The organism is Candidatus Aquicultor sp., assembly GCF_054640775.1.
In genome coordinates, this window is the sequence record NZ_JBTSLF010000181.1 from 1 (window position 1) to 4,910 (window position 4,910).

General features: G+C 38.7%; 3 protein-coding genes. All 3 read right to left on the reverse strand.

Features of this window, described 5'->3' with window-relative positions:
• Nucleotides 1-96: 96 nt before the first annotated feature.
• On the reverse strand, nucleotides 97-1,272 hold the full coding sequence (locus tag ACYC56_RS12180; RefSeq protein ID WP_461374451.1) for a thiolase family protein: 1,176 nt from the start codon (nucleotides 1,270-1,272) through the stop codon (nucleotides 97-99).
• A 55-nt stretch (nucleotides 1,273-1,327) separates the two neighbouring features.
• A complete protein-coding gene (locus ACYC56_RS12185) occupies nucleotides 1,328-3,733 on the reverse strand; it encodes a 3-hydroxyacyl-CoA dehydrogenase/enoyl-CoA hydratase family protein (protein ID WP_461374452.1) in 2,406 nt (801 codons plus the stop codon).
• Nucleotides 3,734-3,829: 96 nt separating this feature from the next.
• On the reverse strand, nucleotides 3,830-4,910 hold a 1,081-nt coding region (locus tag ACYC56_RS12190; RefSeq protein WP_461374453.1), incomplete at its 5' end, for a hypothetical protein.

The following is a 4,910-nucleotide window of genomic DNA, read 5'->3' on the forward strand; positions in this document are numbered from 1 at the left end:
TTGGTTAAGAATTCTCCACCCTTCAACGCTTCGATTTTTTTTGTTTCTGTTTCCATAAAACTTTTCCTTATTTATTTAATTAAGAATCTTTATTAACTAATTAAGTAGTTCATAAATTGCAGCTACGCCTTGCCCACCGCCAACGCAAGCTGTAACTAATCCGTATTTCTTTTTTCTTCTTCTTAGTTCATTCAATATTTGAACAGTGAGCTTAGCGCCTGTACAGCCTAAAGGATGTCCTAACGCAATCGCACCGCCGTTAACGTTAAGAATTTCTTTATTTATTCCTAACTCCCTAACAACTGCCAGCGACTGTGAAGCAAATGCTTCGTTTAATTCAATTAGGTTTAAATCATCTAATTTCATCCCCGCCATTTTTAAGGCTTTCGGAACTGCTGCAACGGGGCCGATTCCCATTACGCGCGGATCGACTCCCGCAAGCGCATAAGACATCATCCGTGCAATCGGCTTGAGATTTAATTCCTTCATCATATCTTCCGACATCACGATTACGAAAGCTGCTCCATCAGATGTTTGGGAAGAATTACCGGCAGTAACAGTTCCGTTTGCTGCGAACACCGGTTTCAATTTTGCAAGCGCTTGAAGAGTTGTATCCTGCCTTGGTCCCTCATCGGTATTGACAGTAAATTTTCTTGATTTCTTTTTTCCGCCTTCAAGATAAACTTCTTCAACTTCGATAGGGACAATTTCATCTTTGAAATATCCTTTTTGAATTGCGTTAATCGCTTTCATGTGAGATTGAAAAGAAAATTCATCTTGATCTTCTCGAGAAATTTTATAATCCTTTGCAACTTCCTCTGCAGTTAGTCCCATACTTAAATAATACTCCGGGTGTTCAGCGGCAATTTTATAATTAGGTGAAAGCTTCCATCCGGTAGTGGGAACCATCGACATAGACTCCGTACCGCCGGCAATTATACAATTTGCCATACCGGAACGGATGCGTGCTATTGCTGTTGCGATTGTATCAACTCCAGAAGCGCAATATCTATTTACCGTTGCGCCCGGAACTTCAATAGGCAAACATTGGAGGGCAATCATTCTTCCAATCTGCAATCCTTGCTCCGCTTCTGGGACGGCGTTGCCGACAATCAAGTCATCAACTTTATGCGGATCTAATTGCGGAACCGATTTTAACAAATGCTTAATAACTTCTACGGCAAGATCGTCAGACCTAAAAAATCGAAAACTCCCTTTTTTAGCCTTCCCGACCGCCGTTCTAAATCCTGCTACTATATATGCTTCTTTCATAACTTTTCTTCTTTTTAATTGATAAAATATTTTTATTTATTTCAAAACCGAGCCGCTAATTACGGAGCGGTTTTCCTGTAGTTAAAATGCTTTGAATTCTTTCAAGAGTTTTCTTTTCACCGATTAAACTTAAAAACGCTTCGCGTTCAAGATCGAGCAGATATTGTTCACTCACGAGAGTTCCTTGCGAGAGGTCACCCCCGCACATTACATAAGCAAGCTTCTCGACTATTTTCCTGTCGTGATCGGAAATGTAATTTCCCATCCTGAACGAATAGGCGCCGAGTAAAAGAGTCGCCAGTGCAGATCGACCGAGAACTTTAATATTTTTTCTCGGTAGAGGCTGCGAATAACCTTCGGCAGCAATAGCCAACGCTGCTTGCTTAGCATCATAAATAAGTTTATTAGGATTCACGGTTATTAGATCTCGTCCTTTCTTAAATATATCCATATCGAATGCTTCATAAGCTGAAGTAGAGACTTTTGCCATAGCAATATTTAGAAAGCGCTGCTGAAGTTCTTGAAGTTCTATATTACCTTCGGCAAAATTATCAGATGCGCGCAAAGCCATTTCCTTTGAGCCTCCTCCTGCAGGAATAATTCCAACTCCAACTTCAACCAAACCTATATAAGTTTCCGCAGAGGCTTGAACTTTATCTGCATGAAGACATACTTCGCAGCCACCGCCAAGCGCAAGTGCATGAGGTGCAGCTACAATGGGAATACTTGAATATCGAATCCGCATAGTTGCATTTTGAAAAGTCCTAACGGCAAGGTCAACTTCGTCATACTCCTGTTCCGCAGCGAGCATGAACATCATTGCCAGATTTGCTCCGGCGGAAAAATTCTGTCCGTCATTACCGATAACCAATCCTGTAAAATCCTTCTCTGCAATTTCAATCGATTTGTTTATAGCTTCAAGAATTTCCGTACCGATAGAATTCATCTTTGTTTGAAATTCCAGATTAACAATTCCGTCACTAATATCGTGCAAAGTAGCGCCTGAGTTTTGCCAAACGGGTTTATTCGAGCGGTAGTTTTCCATAACAATAAAATTACCTCTGCCGGGGATTTCTTTATATGAAAAAGAATTTTGATCGAAGAACTTTCTTTTACCGTTTTCAATATGGTAAAAAGATTTAAATCCTTTAGCAATCATTTCCTTTACCCAAGCTGCAGGAGGAAGATTTGCTTCTTCCATGAGCTTAACCATTTTTTCTACGTTAAGGACATCCCATGTTTCAAACGGACCAAGCTCCCATCCGAAACCAGCTCGCATTGCATCATCAATCTTATAAAGCTCATCTGTTATTTCCGGAATTCTATTTGATGAATACTGGAAAATGTTGAAAGAAAGCATTCGAAGAAAATCAGCGGCTTTATCTTTTGAGGCATGAAGGGCTTTAATTCTGTCGCGTAAACTTTCTATCGGCTTAGCAGCAGCAACGGAAGCAAATTTTGGCTTTTCACTTTGTTTGTACTCAAAAGTGTTTAAGTCCAGCTCAAGAATTTCCTTTTCACCTCCGGTACCTTTGACTTTTTTGTAGAAGCCTTGATTTGTTTTATCCCCAAGCCAGTTTTTTTCTACCATTTTATTGACATAATCAGGAATTGTAAATAATTCCCAAGCCTCATCGGTAGGACAATCTTTGTAAACGTTGTTAGCAACTTTTACTAAAGTATCTATACCTACAACATCGCTAGTTCGGAAAGTTGCTGATTTTGGTTTACCGGTTAAAGGTCCTGTTAATGTATCGACTTCTTTAATCGTCAAGTTCATTTCCTTCATAAGCTTAAACACAGCCATAATGCTGAAGACCCCAATTCTATTTGCAATAAAGGCTGGCGTGTCTTTGCAAAGCACTGTGGTTTTTCCCAAGTATAGACTACCGTAGTGCATCAAGAAATCGACAACTTCTTGATTTGTCTGCGGAGTTGGAATAATTTCAAGAAGTTGTAAATATCTCGGCGGATTAAAGAAATGAGCGCCGCAGAAATGTGTCTGAAAATCTTCGCTTCTTCCTTCGAGCATTGAATGAACAGGAATTCCAGAAGTGTTTGTTGTTATCAATGTTCCAGGTTTTCTATACTTTTCAACTTTATCGAAAGTAGATTTTTTTATTTCAAGATTCTCAACAACGGCTTCGATAATCCAATCTACATTTTGAAGAACTTTCATATCGTCTTCAAAATTGCCGGTAGTAATTCTTGAAGAAAATGATTGTTGATAAATTGGAGAAGGCTTTGCGGCAAGAACATTTTTCAGATTGTCGTTTACAATTCTATTTTTTACTTTTTTATCTTGAAGTGACAGTCCTTCTTTTTTTTCAGCATCGGTTAATTCTTTAGGAGTTATATCCAATAGAAAAACATTACAGCCAATGTTGGCGAAATGAGCTGCGATTCGGGAGCCCATGACTCCCGACCCCAAAACGGCGATTTGTTTGATGGTTCTTTTCATAATTTATTCCTTATTGCGTTTTAATACTATTTGAGTAAAATCATCTTCTTGATCAATGTTTCATAACTTTTCTCCTTGTATAAATTAAAGTTTACGTTAGTTTCTTCTTCCTACTAAAATTATTCCTTGTGTATTTATAGTTGTAGCATCAAAACCAACTGCTACTATCGTATTAGTAGATACCGCTATAGAATACAGCGGCTTTAGAAGCGTACTTTGTGTCTCCTTAAACCATGAGGCGCCATTAAAATACCAAATCGATTCATCGTCACAAGCAACTGCGATATTGTTCTCAGCGATACCGCGTATGCGATGGGGACCGGAAGGCAGCGAAAGAATTTTATGTGTGGAACCATTTCCAATAAGCGCATTGCGATAAATACCGTCTGCTGCACCAACATAAAGATACTTACTACCTGCCCATAGTGTTGATACAAGGAATCCGTATGGCGGTGTTTGATTAGATTGTTTTTCCCAAAGTGTTGACCATATGTTTCCATCATATTTTTGAATACAGCTTTGTGAATAGTCATTTGAATAGCCGCAAGCCCAGACTGTTTTTCCATCAGTGCTTCCCCATATATCATGTATGTTTAATGTAGTACCGCTCTCTATTCTTTGCCAAACTCCTTTAGAATAACGCACAATGCTACCCAACAACCCACCAAAATACATGTTCGTTGGAGATTCACCCCAGCCTTTGCTTAAGTATAATGAATCATATCCTATAAGTAAACGATAGTCGTAAGGTGTCCAATTTGTTCCGTCTCCATAAATTAAAGGATCACCGATTAACCATATTTGATTTTGCGAAAAAGCAAAGACGCCATTAAATATGGGTGTTATAACATTACCTCTAAAATTCACGGATATTCTTTTATATTCCCAAAGCTTGCCATTCCAATGCATGGCGTTATAAATAGTGTCATTAATATTAATATATCCTACAACCCAGATATCAGTGTTATTTATAATAGCAGCATCATTTAAATTGCTTGACCCGGCTTGACTGCCAAATTCATACTCAGTCCATGTAAAATTGCTGCTTGTAGTATCCATTGTCTGGATAGTTAGCTTGTTGGTTGTTTGTTGTATGCTGCCTATTCCGTTTCCGGGGTTTGTTGTGTAGAACCCTTGCAGTGAATAGTTTTTATTTGGAAGAAGGGAATCTATATAA

Coding starts and splice junctions, on each gene's coding strand:
- ACYC56_RS12180 (WP_461374451.1), bottom strand. CDS start 1,272: ATGAAAGAAGCATATATAGTAGCAGGATTTAGAACGGCGGTCGGGAAG.
- ACYC56_RS12185 (WP_461374452.1), bottom strand. CDS start 3,733: ATGAAAAGAACCATCAAACAAATCGCCGTTTTGGGGTCGGGAGTCATG.